This window comes from Arthrobacter sp. efr-133-TYG-118 (genome assembly GCF_030209755.1).
Taxonomy (GTDB): Bacteria; Actinomycetota; Actinomycetes; order Actinomycetales; family Micrococcaceae; genus Arthrobacter.
The window spans coordinates 94,778-109,865 of the sequence record NZ_JARVRH010000020.1; the positions used below are offsets into that span (position 1 = coordinate 94,778).

18 protein-coding genes are annotated in these 15,088 nt (G+C 64.1%); 3 read left to right on the top strand and 15 right to left on the bottom strand.

The window, feature by feature from the left end; translation table 11 throughout:
* Positions 1–18: 18 nt before the first annotated feature.
* Positions 19–996, top strand: a complete 978-nt coding sequence (locus QRN59_RS16540; protein WP_284983622.1) for a LacI family DNA-binding transcriptional regulator — start codon at positions 19–21, stop codon at positions 994–996.
* Positions 997–1,127: 131 nt separating this feature from the next.
* Here QRN59_RS16540 and QRN59_RS16545 read toward each other — a convergent pair whose 3' ends face one another.
* The 7 genes from QRN59_RS16545 to QRN59_RS16575 form a co-directional block, all read right to left on the bottom strand.
* Positions 1,128–1,751, bottom strand: a complete 624-nt coding sequence (locus tag QRN59_RS16545; protein WP_284983580.1) for a LysE family transporter — start codon at positions 1,749–1,751, stop codon at positions 1,128–1,130.
* 43 nt (positions 1,752–1,794) lie between these two features.
* The gene (locus tag QRN59_RS16550; protein WP_284983581.1) at positions 1,795–2,193 is read right to left on the bottom strand and encodes a type II toxin-antitoxin system VapC family toxin; all 399 of its coding nucleotides are present in this window, start codon (positions 2,191–2,193) and stop codon (positions 1,795–1,797) included.
* Positions 2,154–2,405, bottom strand: coding sequence for a type II toxin-antitoxin system Phd/YefM family antitoxin (locus QRN59_RS16555; protein ID WP_284983582.1), 252 nt, complete (start codon positions 2,403–2,405; stop codon positions 2,154–2,156). The genes QRN59_RS16550 and QRN59_RS16555 overlap by 40 nt, the downstream gene beginning before the upstream one ends.
* Positions 2,406–2,487: 82 nt before the next feature.
* On the bottom strand, positions 2,488–2,949 hold the full coding sequence (locus QRN59_RS16560; RefSeq protein ID WP_284983583.1) for a hypothetical protein: 462 nt from the start codon (positions 2,947–2,949) through the stop codon (positions 2,488–2,490).
* Positions 2,950–2,997: 48 nt separating this feature from the next.
* The gene (locus QRN59_RS16565) at positions 2,998–4,251 is read right to left on the bottom strand and encodes an RNA polymerase sigma factor (protein WP_284983584.1); all 1,254 of its coding nucleotides are present in this window, start codon (positions 4,249–4,251) and stop codon (positions 2,998–3,000) included.
* Between the two features lie 3 nt (positions 4,252–4,254).
* Positions 4,255–4,614, bottom strand: coding sequence for a YciI family protein (locus tag QRN59_RS16570; RefSeq protein WP_284983585.1), 360 nt, complete (start codon positions 4,612–4,614; stop codon positions 4,255–4,257).
* 112 nt (positions 4,615–4,726) lie between these two features.
* Positions 4,727–5,542: a methyltransferase domain-containing protein gene (locus tag QRN59_RS16575; RefSeq protein ID WP_284983586.1), complete on the bottom strand. Its 816-nt coding sequence runs from the start codon at positions 5,540–5,542 to the stop codon at positions 4,727–4,729.
* 99 nt (positions 5,543–5,641) lie between these two features.
* Here QRN59_RS16575 and QRN59_RS16580 point away from each other — a divergent pair, with 99 nt between their 5' ends.
* Positions 5,642–5,923 carry a nuclear transport factor 2 family protein gene (locus QRN59_RS16580; protein WP_284983587.1) on the top strand — a complete coding sequence of 94 codons (282 nt, stop codon included), beginning with the start codon at positions 5,642–5,644 and terminating at the stop codon, positions 5,921–5,923.
* A 79-nt stretch (positions 5,924–6,002) separates the two neighbouring features.
* Positions 6,003–6,845, top strand: a complete 843-nt coding sequence (locus QRN59_RS16585; protein WP_284983588.1) for a hypothetical protein — start codon at positions 6,003–6,005, stop codon at positions 6,843–6,845.
* A gap of 71 nt (positions 6,846–6,916) precedes the next feature.
* On the opposite strand, the gene QRN59_RS16590 is transcribed toward QRN59_RS16585, so the two are convergent.
* From QRN59_RS16590 to QRN59_RS16625, 8 genes are all read right to left on the bottom strand, one after another.
* Positions 6,917–8,143 carry a pyridoxal phosphate-dependent aminotransferase gene (locus tag QRN59_RS16590; RefSeq protein ID WP_284983589.1) on the bottom strand — a complete coding sequence of 409 codons (1,227 nt, stop codon included), beginning with the start codon at positions 8,141–8,143 and terminating at the stop codon, positions 6,917–6,919.
* Between the two features lie 62 nt (positions 8,144–8,205).
* Entirely contained in the window at positions 8,206–9,135 is a 930-nt protein-coding gene (locus tag QRN59_RS16595; RefSeq protein ID WP_284983590.1) for a PASTA domain-containing protein, read from the bottom strand.
* A 27-nt stretch (positions 9,136–9,162) separates the two neighbouring features.
* Positions 9,163–9,636, bottom strand: coding sequence for a hypothetical protein (locus QRN59_RS16600; protein WP_284983591.1), 474 nt, complete (start codon positions 9,634–9,636; stop codon positions 9,163–9,165).
* Complete coding sequence (locus QRN59_RS16605) at positions 9,633–10,163, bottom strand: phage tail protein (RefSeq protein WP_284983592.1); 531 nt, start codon at positions 10,161–10,163, stop codon at positions 9,633–9,635. Before QRN59_RS16605 ends, QRN59_RS16600 begins: the two co-directional genes overlap by 4 nt.
* Complete coding sequence (locus QRN59_RS16610) at positions 10,156–12,780, bottom strand: baseplate J/gp47 family protein (protein WP_284983593.1); 2,625 nt, start codon at positions 12,778–12,780, stop codon at positions 10,156–10,158. The genes QRN59_RS16605 and QRN59_RS16610 overlap by 8 nt, the downstream gene beginning before the upstream one ends.
* Positions 12,777–13,211, bottom strand: coding sequence for a GPW/gp25 family protein (locus tag QRN59_RS16615; protein ID WP_284983594.1), 435 nt, complete (start codon positions 13,209–13,211; stop codon positions 12,777–12,779). The genes QRN59_RS16610 and QRN59_RS16615 overlap by 4 nt, the downstream gene beginning before the upstream one ends.
* Before the next feature lie 13 nt (positions 13,212–13,224).
* Positions 13,225–13,566 carry a hypothetical protein gene (locus QRN59_RS16620; RefSeq protein WP_284983595.1) on the bottom strand — a complete coding sequence of 114 codons (342 nt, stop codon included), beginning with the start codon at positions 13,564–13,566 and terminating at the stop codon, positions 13,225–13,227.
* Positions 13,566–15,086, bottom strand: a complete 1,521-nt coding sequence (locus QRN59_RS16625) for a phage baseplate assembly protein V (RefSeq protein WP_284983596.1) — start codon at positions 15,084–15,086, stop codon at positions 13,566–13,568. The genes QRN59_RS16620 and QRN59_RS16625 overlap by 1 nt, the downstream gene beginning before the upstream one ends.
* Positions 15,087–15,088: the final 2 nt, after the last annotated feature.

Here is a 15,088-nt window from a genome sequence, read left to right on the forward strand (position 1 = left end):
CAGCGTGTAACGGCGGCGATGGTGGCCTCTATGGCAGGGGTCTCGACTGCGACGGTGTCCCTGGTTGCCAACGGCAAAACCCAGGGCAGAGTGTCCGAAGACAACATTTCACGGGTCCGCCAGGCTATCGCCGAACTCGGCTACGTGGTGGATGGCATCGGCAGTTCTTTGGCCAAGGGCGTGAGCTCGATTGTGATCCTTGTGGCGCCGGACATTTCCAACCCCTTTTTCGCCAAGGTCATCGCGGGAGTCCGGGAATCGCTCGGCTCCGAGTACCAACTGCTGCTCTCCGTGACCGACGCCGGTGAGTTTCCCCGTGCGGAGGACGTCCGAAAGCTCCTGGCCCTTCGTCCCGCCGGCCTGCTGGTGGATGCGCCCAACGCAAGCTTCCTGGAAGATCTTTCGGTTGCCGGGCCGCTCGTCATTCTCGATGCGCCGGGCCTCGAAGCCTATGCTCCGTCCGTCAACCTCGACGTCGCCCATGGCGCCCGTGAATTGGCCGCGCACCTTGCTGCCTCCGGGCACAAGCGAGTTGCCTACGTGGACAGCGTGACCGGTACGGCCACCTTCGAGGTGCGCCGGGTGGCGTTCCTTGATGAAGCCAATTCCTGCGGTATTTCCGTCGAGGATGCGCACATTATCAGCACCACGATCGACGTCGGCGCTGCCGCGGCTGCCTTCGCCGCCGCGTGGCCGGACTGGCAGCGCGCTGGGGTCACCGCCGTCGTTTGCGGAACTGACACTCACGCCTACGGCGTGTTGCAGGAGGCCCGAGTGGCCGGGGTCCGGATTCCGGAGGAACTCGCCGTTGCCGGCTTCGATGACCTGCCGTATTCGGCCACGAGCAACCCGAGCCTGACCAGTGTTCATTTGCCGGCCACGCCGCTGGGACTTAAGGCCGGCGAACAACTCCGGGGACTGATGGAGGGTCGTCAGCTGGAACAGCCGCAACTGACGCTCGAGAGCTTCTTGGTGGTGCGCGGCTCCACGGGTTAGGTTTCCCCGTCGATTGCTCCCCACCGGCTCCCAGCCTTCGCAAGCTCCGGCCGGGGCCCTCGCCGGCGTGGGCCCCTCAGTGTCGCTTTGAGGCTTGGAAACGACACTTGCTCGGCAGTCGGATTGCTGGCCTAGTGGATGACGGCGAGTAGAACGCCCACGGACATGAACAGCACGCCGAAAGTGCGGTTCAGGACCTTTTGCCCGTGCTCGTTGTGCGTGAACCGTTGGAATGACCGGGCGGCCAAAGCGAAGAAGAACCACATGACGCAGATGTCGATGAAGACGATCGTGCTGCTGAGGACCAGATACTGCGGAATCAGGGGCTGCTCGGGACGGATGAATTGCGGCATGAAGGCCAGGAAGAAAACGATCGCCTTGGGGTTGAGCAAGTTGACCCAAACGCCTCGCTGGAACATGGACCACGCTGGCTCGTTCCGCCGGGCCTCCACTTTTTCCTTGTCCAGGTCCGGCCGGTGTAGGAACTGCCGGATGCCCATGTACACCAGATATGCCGCCCCCGTGTAGCGGATCACGTTGAAGACCACAGGCGAGCTCGAGACCAGAACACCTACCCCGAGAGCCACGATCAGGATATGGATGATCAGTGCCGCCTGTTGGCCCAGGACTCCCCAGATGGAGCGGCGGAATCCGGAGTTGAGCGAGTTGCTCATCGTGGAGATGGCGCCTGCACCGGGAGTGAAACTGATCAGGGTGCCGGCGCCTACCAGGGCCAGCCAAAGCGAAATTTGCACCAATCCAGCTTATGCCCGCGGGACGCACCGCCCGGACGAGTGGTTACCAGAGCGTCTCCACCAACGGGAAGTTATGGAATTCCTGATCGGCCGTGATAACCACCATGGATTCCACAATGGCTTGCGCAGCGATCAGCCTGTCGAAAGGATCCCGATGTTTCCAATCGAGGTGCCCGGCCGCAAGCGCATGGACACTCCGAATGGACAGCTCCTCGTCACACAGCTCGGCGACGTGCCGGGAATAACCCAGAAGCAGCCCGTCCAAACCGGTGAGTTTACCTAGCTTGTGCTTGTAGCCGATCTCGTATGCACTCGCGGAGGATGCGACGAGACGGTTGTCGAATGACTGGATTGTACGTCTCGCCTTGGGTGAGAGCTTCCGGGGTTCCGTTAGAGCCCAAATCAGGGCATGTGTGTCGAGGAGATAAAGGGTGCTTCCCATAGCGCAAGATCCTCCTCATCCATGGGCTCGAGGAAGTTGTCCGGAAGTTGTCCCTTGACGAATCCAAGTCGGCGCTTGGTAGGTCGTTCTATCTTCACGAGCCGTGCGACAGGTTTGCCGGCCTTGGCGATAACCACATCTTCGCCCCGTTCAACCTTGTTGAGGAGTTCAGAAAGGCGGGTCTTTGCCTCCTGGACGTTGTACTGTGCCATGTTGACCAAGTCTAGTTGGTCAACCCATCCGACGTAAGGCTCAGTGGCACTGTGGATGCTTCTGGCCCACGGCCGACGGCGCTCAGGCACACTTGCCAAACCTCGAATGCACCCAGTGAAGCATCGTCTCCGGGAGATCGTCGCCACCTAAATATTGGTCGAAATAAGAGTGCGGGCCATTGGACATGTATCCGGTCTCGTCGATGCCAAAATGGCCGATCATGTGAAGCCCGCGCTCCTCGGCAATATCCTTGAGTTTCTTCGCTTCCTGGAGGATTGGCTGCTCATCGTAATAATCGTCCTCGGCCCAGATTCCGGCGTGCGCGATCGCAAAATACGTAGAGCCCTCGAGATCCAGATCTTCCAGGATGGCGTCCTGGAATGGATTCAGGCTGCCTTCAAAGGACTCCGTGACTACCCGGATGCTTTCCAGCTGCATCTCGGCGTCGAGGCCGATCACTACGAGTCTTGGGTAGAGCTTTTCTTCTTGGTCGATGAGAGGGCGGGCGAGAATCTGTAGGTCAAAGCCTGCTTGAATGATCATGGTTTGAGGCTATTCACCGCCGCGGGCCGCCGACAGAGACCACTTTGCCTATGTGGACAACTGCCCCAGCTTGGCCGCCTTCACCAGGAGATATTGCCGCTCCTGCAGGCTCCCCGTTTTCCTTGCCGCGGCGAGAAAGCACTCCCTGGCGGCCGCAAGGTCACCGGACATTTCGAGTAAGTGCCCGCGAACGGCGTCGAGCCTGTGCCACCTTTTCAACTCGACATCAAGCCCATCCAGCAGCTCAAGGGCCACCTGCGGCCCTTCAACCATTGCCACGGCAACTGCCCGGTTCAGTGCCACCACCGGGCTTGGGGCCATGGCTTCGAGGACCGTGTACAACGCCAGGATCTGTGGCCAGTCGGTCTGCTCCGCGGAGGCCGCCTCGGCATGGACCGCCGCGATCGCGGCCTGCAGCTGGTAGGGTCCCGGACGCTCAATCCCCAGCACGGCCGACAAGAGTTCAAGGCCCTCGGCGATCTGCGTCGTGTCCCACAGCCGGCGATCCTGCTCGGCTAGCGGCACCAGCATCCCGTCCGGGAGGGACCTCGCCCGGCGTCGTGCATCCGTAAGGAGCATGAGGGCCAGCAGTCCGCCCACCTCACGCTCGCCCGGGAGCAGGACGCGCAGGAGCCGCGTGAGGCGGATGGCCTCCGCCGTGAGGTCTTCGCGCTGCATGGAGGGCCCGGAACTCGCCGCGTAGCCCTCGTTGAAGATCAGGTATAGGACGTGGAGTACGACGCCGAGCCGGGCCTTTCGCTCGGCCGTTTCCGGGAGCTCGAAATGGGCTCCGGCCTTCTTGATGCTCTGCTTGGCCCGGCTGATCCTCTGGCCCATGGTGGCCTCCGGGACAAAGAACGCGCTGGCGATTTCCGCCGTCGTGAGCCCTCCGACTGCCCGCAAAGTCAGTGCCAGCTGCGAGGGTGCTGAGAGGGCAGGGTGGCAGCACAGGAAAAGGAGGGTGAGGGTATCTTCCGCAAACCCGTCCGTTTCACTGAGCGAAGAAGGCTCCTCGCGAGGCGGCGGTTCCATGGCTGCTGCGCGTTGTTCGCGTGCCTGTCTGGCACTTTCGCTGCGCCAGTAGTCCACCAACCGCCGTGTGGCGACCGTGAGTAGCCAGGATCTGGGGTTGTCCGGGACCCCGGAGACCGGCCATTGCAACGCTGCCTCGAGTAGTGCCTCCTGGACGGCATCCTCGCACTCGGCGAATTGGCCGTACCTGCGGACGAGCACGCCAAGGACCTGCGGCGCAAGCGTGCGCAGCAGGTCCTCGACCGTGGATTCACCGGAAGGCTCGGCCAAGAGCTAGACCTCCGGTGGTGCGTCCTGGACGCGGCGAAGCTCCACAACCGGCGCGTACTTCACGATGCTGGAACAGATTTCCACGGCCCGTTCCTCGCTCGCGACGTCCACCACCCAGTAGCCGATGAGGGATTCCTTGGCCTCGGCGAAAGGCCCATCGGTGGTGATGACCCCGTTGTCCGTCTGCTTGACCAGCTTGGCCGTGCCTGGGTCAGCCAGTCCCGCGTTGAAAACCATCTCGCCTGAATCGCTGAGATCCTTGTCGATCTGGATCATGAAGCCGATCATTTCCCTGATCCATTCGGGATCGGCGGTTTCCATCATGCCCTCGGCAGAACCAAACATCATGATCATGTATTTCATCTCGAACTCCTTATCAGGGCGCTCCGTGTGGGCGCTTTCGTTCATGGGTCGGAACTACAGGGCGGTTTTCGACATGGTTGATGGAAAATCCCGAAAAACTATTCGCGGACGACTACGCCCGCGCGATGACTTCCCCGTTCGGGATCAGGAAGAAGCCATCATCCGTGGACCCCCAGCGGTGCCAACCGGCGGCGATCCGGGCCAGGTCAGCCTCGTTGGCCAGACCGTATTCCAGCGCCTGCTCGGCAAAGGCGGAGTGCAAGACGCGTTCGCTCCACACCCGCGATTGCCAACGGCGCTGCTGCGCGGTGGCGTACAGCCAGTTGCTGCTGGAGGGCGCGACGTCGGTGAAGCCCGCCTGCTGCGCCCAGGATACGAGCCGCCGCCCGGCGTCGGGCTCTGCACCATTCCGTCGGGCGATCTTCTGGTAGAGCTCCATCCAGTCGTCGAGTTCGCGGACCTCCGGATACCAGCTCATGCCGTGAAAATCGGCGTCGCGCACAGCCACGATGGCGCCGGGTTTGGCCACGCGCCGCATTTCGCGCAACGCGGCCACGGGGTCGGTCAGGTGCTGCAGGACTTGGTGGGCGTGGACGAGGTCGAAGGTCTCGTCCTCGAAGTCCAGATCGTAGATGTTACCGGTCACGAATTCCACGTTTTCCACACCCCGTTCGGCCGCGAGCGACGCAGCCTGGGCCACGATGTCGGCGGAACGGTCGAGCCCGACTACCTTCGCGGGAGCCACCAACTCCGCGAAGTCGCAGGTGATGCTCCCAGGTCCGCAGCCGACGTCGAGCACTGATGTCCCGGCGGTGAGATGCGGGATGACAAACGCGGCAGAGTTCTCGGCTGTGCGGGAGGCGTGGGCGCGTACGACGGACTCGTGGTGGCCGTGTGTGTAGACGTCTTCAGGCTTCTGCTCGTTCATAGGGAAACGCTACCCCGATGGGGTGGAAAGCGGGCGGAACTGCTCAATGACTCTTCGACGAAATATGTTACCTAAAAGGCATCAGCTGTTGCATGATAGATGAGCCCGCAGCTAACGCCGGAAGAAGTCATGTCGGCAGCGGAACGGATCGTTGCGGCCTATTCGGCCATGGACGAGGACGCATATTTCGGCTCATTCGATCCGCAGGCCACCTTCCTATTCCACGCGACCCCCGAACGGCTCAACAGCCGGGACGACTACGAAGAGCAGTGGCGCACCTGGGTGTCCGAAGGCTGGAAAGTGATCGGCTGCCAGGCCGCACAGCTACGCAGCGATCAAAAAACCGGCCGCGAGGAAGAAGCAACGAACCCCGTGCATTAATGACCCCTGGGCATTGCTTCTTGCCCCGCGCGGATTTTGGCTGCTTGTATTAGACCCCCGACCCCACCACAATGGACCCATGGCCGCAGCGTGGTGGGGTCGGGGGGCGCAACTGGGGCGCGGATCGGGCCTCGGCGGGCTGCGTGACGGACCATCCCCGGACGCCTTGCGTCGCCCGTTCTTCATTGCGGCAGCGGCCGTCTTCGCCGTCGTCGTCCTGGCTGAAATCGGCTTGTCGATCCTCCTCGGAGGGACCGCCGTCGAGCCTGTTTCCCCCGACCAAGCGGACAAGCTCGGCGTTCCTATTGATGTCTTCCTCAAGACCCAGCGCGCGTCAGCTGCGCCGCCGGGCGCTGGAATCGGTTTCCTTGCGTTCCTGGACGGGCTGTTGCTGTTCACCGTGGTGATGCTTGGGCTCAGCCTGATCATGGACCTCAGGGTTTACGGGCGGGTTCAAGGCATCGTTACCTTGATTGTCACGTTTCTCTGGGTGGTGGGGGCGTTCTTCACAGCCCTCCTGGCGTTGGCAAAGCTGTTCCTGATGTTCGGCCTGTTCGTGGCCGCACCCTTCGGGACCATTGCCTACCTGGCGTTATGGGGGAGTTTTCCCACGAGCCAGGCGGCGGCCATCCTCGCCCTTTTGCTGCTGCTGAAGATCGTCTTCGCAGTGCTGCTGGTCTTGAGCCAGCCGAAGTTCCTGAAGGTCACCGGGCTCGTGGTGCTGCTTCTGGTATCGGTCCTCCTGCAGCTTGTTCTTGGCCTCATTCACGGATTCCTTCCCGGCCCGCTCGTGTCCATCGGGGACCAGTTCTGGGCGCTCATTACCGTGGTGGTTGCCTTGGTGTGGGCCCTCATCATGCTCATCGGATCCATACCGGCCATCATCAACGCACTGCGGGTCAGCGGCTCGGCGGGGGACTAAGGTGAGCGAGCGTTGGGGGGAGCGCGGCGATAGGTGAGCGAGCGTTGGGGGGGAGCGCGGCGGCGCCGGCCCTACTCCTGAGGCCGGTTCCGATAGGCGGCCAGGAAGGTTGCGATCCTACGCACGGCCTCCTCGATCTCGCGGACAGACGGCAGAATCACGAAGCGGAAGTGGTCCGGAGTTGGCCAGTTGAAGGCCGAGCCGTGGGAGACCAGGATTTTCTGGTCCTGCAGGAGGTCGAGGACGAATTTCTCGTCGCTCTCGATCGGGTAGACGTCAGGATCCAGCCGCGGGAACAAATACATGGCACCGGCCGCCGGAACGCAGCTCACGCCGGGGATCGCCGTGAGGAGCTTCAAGGCGAGATCCCGTTGTTCGCGGAGCCGGCCACCTGGCCTGATGAGTTCCTCGATGCTCTGGTAGCCACCCAGACAGGTTTGGATGGCGTGCTGTGCCGGAACATTGGAGCACAAACGGAGGGAAGCAAGCAGTTCCAGAGCCTCACGGTATTCGGCGGTAGCAGCATGCGGACCGGTCAGGGCGACCCAGCCGGCACGGTAACCGGGCATACGGTAAGCCTTGGAGAGGCCACTGAAGGTCAGGACGCAGATGTCGTCTGCCACGGAAGCCATGTGGATGTGCTGGGCGTCCTCGTAGCGGATCTTCTCGTAGATCTCGTCCGAGAACAGGACAAGATCATGCTTGCGGGCCAGCGCCGCGAACTGCTCCAGGATGTGGCGGGGATATACCGCACCCGTCGGGTTGTTCGGGTTGATGATGACGATGGCCTTCGTGCGCTTGGTGATCTTCGCTTCGACGTCGGACATGTCCGGCCACCAGTTCTGGCCCTCATCGCAGAGATAGTGCACCGGCTTGCCGCCCGTGAGCGTCACGGTGGCCGTCCACAACGGATAGTCCGGAGCGGGAATGAGAACCTCGTCGCCGTTCTCCAAGAAGGCCTGCAGCGTCATGGAGATCAGTTCGCTGACGCCGTTGCCAATGAAGATATCCTCGACGCCGATATTCATCAGGTTCTTGGTCTGGTAATACTGGGAAATCGCGGTGCGAGCTGTGAAGATGCCCTTGGAATCGCTGTACCCCTGGGCCCCGCGGAGGTGGTGGATCATGTCCACCACGACGGACTCCGGCGCCTCAAGTCCGAACGGCGCGGTGTCCCCAAGATTCATCTTGAGGATGCGGTGACCTTCGGCCTCCATGGTTTTGGCCGCTTGGAGGATGGGCCCACGGAGTTCATAGCGGACGTTCTGTAGTTTGCTGGAGTGCTGCATCGGACGCATGGTTGATCATTTCATGAGCCGCACCGTTTCTGCACCGGATGACATGCAGGCGCAAGACCGCCTTACTGCTTGACTGCGCAGATCTGCGGCTGGACCATGCAAATGTTGATCGGATTCGGCTCGATGATGACGCTTTGCCGTATTTCGGTGCGGACCAGCACCAGGGCGTTCTGGTTCACCTTGCTCCCGACATCGGGATTTACCCCCACCACAACGCAGATTTGCAAGAATCCGGGCGAGGCCTGGCAGGTGGAGCCCTGGGTGAAATCGAGCTGGATTTTCGCGTTCTGGAAGGCGGTCCGGGCATTTTCGATCCGCGAGCCAAGGACCGCGGGCACCACCGATTTCACCGGCGTCGCGATCTCCAGGTTGACCGTGGAACCGCGCCCGGCGGACTTGTTGGCCTCCGGAGACTGCGTTACCACCGTCCCGGCGGTTTGATCGCTTTCCTTGTCCGTGGTGATTGCGGAGAAGCCGGCGTCCTTGAGGATCTGCACCGCTTCTGCTTGCGGCTTTCCCTTCACATCAGGCACATTGACGTCCTTGAGAAGGAACCAGATCACCCCACCGATGGCCGCCAAAAGCACGACGCCGCCGATGATCACCCACAGCCATGGGAATCCGCGTGCGGGCTTGGGCGATTCGGCGGGCTTGGTGACGACCAGTGTGACCACGTGGGCCTGGTCGGCATAGTCCTCAGGGGCGTCGTCGGCAGAGTAGGCGATCAGTTTCACGGGATAAGAGCCGGGCGCGGCGCCGGTGGTGTCGAAATTTACCAGGTATTGCTCCGTGGCTCCGGCAGCGATGGTCCGGAGCGGAGTGGGGATGGCTGTGTAGCTCGGGGACGGCGGTGTGCTCTCCACGCCGGGAAAGGCTCCGAGCACCACGCGTTCGGGGCCCGGAGCTCCGTTGGTCACAGACGCCGTGAGGGAACCTTTGTCGTCCTTGAGTTCTACCGTGGGAGAACTCAGCGTCATGGTGATGGTGCTCATGCAACAACCGCCTTTCAGGCAATGAACTCATCCTTCTGCTTCCAGGAGCTTCAGCGCACACGTGCCGACAACCCGGCACGCGATGCCCAGTTGCCCTCCTGAAGTGCCGAAGGTCAGGCTGACAGTGTCCCCGGCAGAGACATCCTGTTCGGTTCGCGTGCCCTCCACCAGGAGCGTCACGGTGACTGCCTGCTGGGGGGCCAGCCGGGCACGCTTGGTGGGGCTGCCCAGATCGAACAGGCCTCCGAATTTCTTGACTTCGAAGACGCAGCTTCCCACCACGAGCAGCTGCGTTGCCGCCGCGGAGCATTGGCCGCCCGGGCCAACAAGGTCCGAGGCCGTGAGGGTGGCCCCTTTGGCGGCCTGCGAGAAGCCCGACTGCCAACTGGCCGCCGCGTTGTTGTTTCCGCCTCCGCAGCTGACGCCGAAAACCAGGACGAGCACGGCGATCACGCCGCACACGATCACCACGATGAGGGGCTTCCTGTTCTCGTCGTTCACGTGCCCATCACCGCGATCTCGTCCGTCACGTGGGCAGGCTTGATGGCCTTGACGATTCTGCGGACCAGCTCCACTTGCCCGGCGGCGGACGCGGGGACCAGAACCTTGATGTGGAACTCGCCCGGGACGGATTCGACGCCGAACCCCGGGACCCCGGTGGCCAGCTGCAGGAAGCGGGTGAGACCGTCCACAGTGCCCCGGCGCGCGGACAACGAGGCCGCGCACGCAATCAGGTCCCGCTGGCGGGCCAACGGGACTCCTGCTGCCGCGGAGTCCACCGATTCCGGGCTTGGTAGGGTCAGCCAGTCCAGGTCCACCCAGCGCGACAGGAAGGGAATGAACGACGACGGCGAGCGGCCGGGATCGGGAACGGTGTGGATGCGGTCCAAGACATCCCGGACCGGCCCGTGCATGTCCTCTGCCACGGCGATGAGGGCCTGCAGCGGCGTGCTGGTTTCAGCGGCCACTTGGTAGATCTCGGGCAGTACCTTCAACATCGGGGAGTTGCGCCGCAGGGGTTCAACCATTGCCATGCACCACTTCGATCCGGTGCTCGCCCGAGGAGAACAGCCATGTCTCGGGAAGCGTCACGACGTCGTCAACCATCCGCCGCGTACAGCTCGCCCAGGAGACAGCGTTGTCCGTACTCCGGTAGATCCCCTTCGGGCCAGCCGCGAGCACCAGCTGCGTGCCGTCGTCGCGCACTGCGCCGGACACGGCGCGGACCGGTTCGAAACGCGTCCGGTCCCGCAAGGGAAGATTGCAGTTGACATCGGGGACGCTCCATTGCGCGGAGGCCTGGCCAAGCTGAAGGCGCAGCACCCCTCCGCTCTGGGTGGCGGCGTAGGCGGCAGTGCCCATCACGTGGACACTCCAACAGCTGCCGCCGGTCCAGCCCGCGCCGAATTGTTCCCAGGAAGCCATGAGGGCGTCATCGAACTGGGTGCGGGCGAGTTCATCGATCTTCAATCGGAGGCAGCCCGTCCCTGTACCTTCAGGTACGGAACGTCCCAGCCAGACGTAGCTCGCGCCGCCGTCGTACTGGACGGTCATGCAGCGGATGTCCTCGCCCGCCGGCTTGATCTGCTTGAAGCTGCCGGCGGCCCCGGCTTCTGGGGAAAGCCAGACGCCCGCGGAGGCTTCCGCGGCCACCACCACGCCAGTGCGGCCGCGCACGTCCACCAAGGCATCCACTGCGTAGAAACCGCGGTCCGGCTGGGTGGCGTCCACTACGTTCTGGACCGGGATGGCCCCCTCGTCCATGGGCAGCTCGTAGAGACCATGCTCGCCAGCGAGGAGCAGCACCGGAACTCCCTGCCGGTCCACCCAGCACAAATCCGCGACGACGAAGCCCAGTTCCGCGGCGCGCCGCCACGATTCGCCGAGGTCATCGCTGACGTAGATGCGCGATCCCGCGGGGGTCACGGTGCTGACAGCAACCATGCCGGGATGCTGACCGGGACCGGGACCGGAACCGCCAGGACCAAAGCCACCGGCGCCCAGGCGGCCCAGGGCGGGCGAACGGAAAGGCGCAATTGACCTTACCGTCTCGCTGGCCGCCTCCGAAGCGAACTCGGCGCATGCCTCCCAGCCATCACCCGCGTTGGTAGTGCGGAAAAGGGTGCTGTCTTGCGCCACGAACCACGTGTTGTCCTGTCCTTCGGCCTGCACCAGCGCCAGGGCATCGGTGTCCGGAACCTTGTCCACTTCCAGCCTTACCCGGTCCACGTACTGGACTCCTGGTTCGGCTTCCTCCATGGCGCGGTAGAGGTTGGAGACGCGAAGCGGCTTACCAAAGCCCGAGCCATAGTTGGAGGAGCCCGGACTCAGCGGACTGATGCCCTCTGCAAGCCGCCCGACGATCCTGGACTTCACGGCCTCGGCGTCCTCGTCGGGGCGCACCACGATCCTGGCGTCCACCAGCACTTGCTTGTAGAGGCCCCAGCGGACCACGGGTTCCGCCCCCACCGTGGAGCGGCGGCGCAGGTACTGTTCCACTTCAAGGCGCACGCTTTCACGTGCCTGGACTGTCAGCTCGGCGGCACGCACTGGACCCGGCACAAACGGTACGAGCACCACTTCCACCTCGCCGGGCTTGGCGAAAGCCCAGATGTCCCGCCGCGTGAATGCACGTGCCCGCGCGACACCGCCATGGCGCATGGCCAAGACCTCGTAGTCGCGCACAGTGACGGCCCTGTCCCGGGCCTGGAAATCCTGAGGGGCCCGGCGGAGCGCATTCTCCAGAGATTCGCCGTCGCGGCCTCCCGTGGCGGCTTCCGGGTTGCTGACTTTCAGCCCCGGGATCGGGGTGCGCATCACCGTCAGCTGGCCCGCGCCAACATTGCCGCGCTGCCCTCCGCCGCCGCGGTACCAAGCACGCACCTCGGCGCCCGGACCCGGAACAATTGCTGTCCGCGCTACGGACTGATCGTCCCACCATGCGAACATCACGACGCCGGCACTCCGGTCGATGCGGACCGGCACCTCATCCGGACCGGCATCCGCGAACGCCTCAACTTCGCGGCAAAACCGGAAAGGCTTGCCGTCCACCAAGACGGCCTCGCCGCTGCTCAGCTTGGTGCCCGCGGGGACTTCGATGGCGATGGATAGACCAGCCCCCGAGACGATGGGAGCGTTGGGGATAACAAAGCTTTGGCCCGGGCGGCCGGTTCCGACGCCGATCGGGACGGCGTCGTACAAGGTGACATCGGCCGCTGAGACCTGCACACTGGCCTGGCCCGCCCCCAGAACTGCCGCCGTCGTCGTCGTAAAGACCGGCTGGGGGGAGCCAGGCACGCCCGGCGGGCAGCTGACCTGGGTTCCGCGGGGGATGTGGATGTCCTGGCTGTCGGTACTGCTTCCCGCGGACGCGCGGGTGAATTCGAGGATGGTTTCGGCGGTGCTGGGCGGGTAGAGGCTGGTGCCAAGCAGGTTCAAGTAAACCGCATACAGCTTTTCCGGCACCCGGTTGAGCCGGTACATCAGGGTGTCCGTGAGGTAGGCGAAAGCCTCGAGGATGGTGATGCCGGGATCATGGACGGAGAGGTCCGTCCAATCCGGGGCGATCTGCTGGATGCGCTCGCGGGCACCGGCCACCAAGTCCGCGAAGCTGCGATCGTCAAGATTCGGCACGGGGATACTCATGCTGCACCTCCGGAATCGACAGGCAGGGCGATGGCGAGCTGGTCCTCGAGTTGGGTGGAACGGACCCGGTAGCGCAGCCGGACCTCCAGCACCTCGGGGCTTTCCGGGGACCGGGAGGCATCCAAGGACAAGACGGTGATCCGGGGCTCCCATTGCTCCACGGCCCGGGCAATATAATGGATGGCCAAGCCTGCCGTGGTGTCATCCGCGGGCGCGAAAGCGAGCCGGAACAGATGGCAGCCGTACGTGGGCCGGTTGACGCGCTCGCCGGGCCTGGTGCTCAGCAGCAGGAGGAGCGCCTGACGCACGGACGCCGCATCCGTGACAGTGGCGAGCCGTCCGTCGGGGTTCAGCCGCAAACCGGGAAGGCCGGTGGCGGCATCGAAGTCCGGGTGTACGAAGGCCACCGACTTGTATCTGGGGATGCTCACGGCCGGCCGCCTCTCATGACCCCGCCGCCACGAATTCCTGGCCTGGCCTCCGGACCGTGTACTTCACGGCACCGGGCGGAGTGCCGTCCGTGTAGCCCTCCACTGTGTCCAGGCAGATTCTCTTGCCGCCGATCCGGACAAAACCCGAATAGCCCTTGATCACCGGTAGCGTCTTGTTGCAGGGCTTGATGTTGAGGCCGACGTTGGGGCACATGCTGATGTCGCGTCCTTGGGGGTCGTACTCGACCAAAACCGGCGAACCGGCAACGCGGACCCACTGCTGGGAAGGCACGTTTTCCACCTTGCCGTCGTGACCGCAGCGCAGGATGGCTTCTTTGACGAGGAACTTCAGCATCAGGCCTCCTCGAAATCGACAGTCTTGGCCCGGATCCTCATGGCCTTGCCCGGTGCTTCTAGGAGCAAGTCCGTAGCCGAGGTGATAAGCAGCGTCTCCGGACCGAGTTCCACTGAGGAACCGTGCCCGTCCGTGAAACTGACGGTGCGGCTGCCGCCGTCGAGCACTATCTGCTGCCCGTCAGCGCTGCGGAAGATGTAGCGGCTATCCCGGGGTGTGTTCACACTGTTGTCCGGTGTCTGGTCCCGGCCGTACAGGCCGCCCAGAATGATGGCCTGGGCCGGATCCGTGGCAGGTAGCAGGACCAGCACAGTGTCTTCCGGGGCGGGCGGCACTACGAAGCCTTTCCCTGCTCCAGCTCCGATTGCCAGGACGGGCGCCCAGGCTGATTCCAGCGGCGGATACGCGGGGAGCCGGACCCGTGCCCGGCCGCGTCCTTCCGGATCCTCAACGTCCAGGACCGTGCCCAGGGTGAAGACGTCGGGATGCCGGGCGGTCGTGGCTTCCGGGGGACGTGTGGTGATGGTGGTTTCGTAGCCCGTGCCATCCAGCTTGTGAGTGGCGGTGGCAATCGCGTAGGTGCCTTCGAGCGACGTCGCGAGTCCGCGCACGCGAACCCGGCGCCCCGCGCGGAGGCGGGGATCGCCGTCGGCCACGAAGACGGCGGTGACTTGCCCCGCCATCCGGACGTCCAGTTCCGCCTGGGCCAGGCCATGGGCCAAGGATTCGGAGGCGAAAGACTCGTTGTCGCGCAGGAGCTCGCCGCCGGCGCCCACGCCGGCGAGAGCGGGGTCCGCCGAGACGTCGGCCTTCGCGTCGCTTGTACTGGCAGAGGCTTGCTGTACCGAGGCATCGTCGGACCGCCAGCCCGTGGCTTTGGCACCGAGATACGCCGGCTCCTGGCTCAACTCCACCTCTGCCGAATGCAGGCTGCCACCCAGTTCCAGCTCGATCGGTTCGCCTTCGCCGGACAAATCGGCCAGCCGCAGCTCATCTCCATCAACCACGGGATACGCGCCGACGCGGGCACTCTGCTCCACCAAGAGGCTCAAGTCCGAGCGCGCGCATTGGTACACTTCACCAAGCCGGGTTGCGCCGCCCACCACGTGCAGCCCTGTGCCCTCAGCAAGAGTGCGGGCCAACCCGGCGAGGTCGACGTCGCTGTGGAGCCGCGTGAACTGGCGCTTCCTCAACCGGTGCAGGGCATCGTAAGCGCGGACCCGCACTTCCTGCGAAAGATCCGCCCCGTAGCTGTGCTCCACCACCGTCACTTCGCCCACGAAGAGCGGAGTGCGTTGGCCCCCTAATTCCACGCGCAGCGCATCCCCGGGCGCGGGGTCCACTCCGCCGCGTGCCGTGGCCGAGCGTCCCGGACCGGGGCGCCAGCTGATGAGGCACTGGGCCGGCCTCGCGAGCGAACTGAGGACCTGAACGGAGATGATCGCCGCGGTTTCGGCCGCGGAGAGGCGGCGCCGCCCGAGGGTGACGATGAGTTCCGGGAGGCCCTGGAGCTGCCTCATCG